The organism is Vibrio sp. 2033, from assembly GCF_033339735.1.
Genome location: NZ_JAWOVC010000327.1, coordinates 1 through 719 on the forward strand (window position 1 = coordinate 1; position 719 = coordinate 719).

General features: G+C 44.5%; 1 protein-coding gene. It reads left to right on the forward strand.

Translation table 11 applies throughout. The features are described from left to right. Positions 1-719, forward strand: a 719-nt coding sequence (gene purC, locus R7P74_RS26385) for a phosphoribosylaminoimidazolesuccinocarboxamide synthase (protein WP_318123606.1), incomplete at both ends; no start/stop codon positions are given.

Consider the following 719-nt stretch of genomic DNA (forward strand, 5'->3'; position numbering starts at 1 on the left):
AAGTACTTGCCGTCAATGACGACCTGCCAATTCGCACCCACAAACCCGTACACAGCGGAAAAGTTCGTTCAGTTTACTGGTTAACTGAAGAAGACAGCGCCCGACTGATCAAAGAAAAAGGATACGATGTCGCACCAGATGCGCCCCTGGCCATCATGGTGATCAGCGATCGTATTTCTGCTTTCGATTGTATTTGGCATGGTGAAGGTGGGCTTAAAGGTGTACCGGGTAAAGGTGCCGCATTGAATGCCATTTCAAATCATTGGTTTAAGCTTTTTAAAGACAACGGCTTAGCTGACAGCCACATCTTAGATATTCCTCACCCATTTGTTTGGATCGTTCAAAAAGCAAAACCGGTAAAAATTGAGGCAATCTGCCGTAAATACATCACTGGTTCCATGTGGCGTGCATACGCAAATGGTGAGCGCGAGTTTTGTGGTATTCAACTTCCTGAAGGGTTAGAAAAAGATAAAGCGCTACCGGATTTGCTAATGACGCCGTCAACCAAAGGCATCCTAAAAGGCATTCCTGGTGTACCAGAAGCAGACGATGTGAACATCACTCGCCAAAATATCGTGGACAACTATGAAGCGTTTAACTTCTCAAGCGCAGAAGATATCGCTCAGTACGAAAAATTGTTGAAAGAAGGCTTTAACGTTATCAGCCAAGCGTTAGAAGAAATCGACCAAATCTTTGTCGATACCAAATTCGCATTTGGT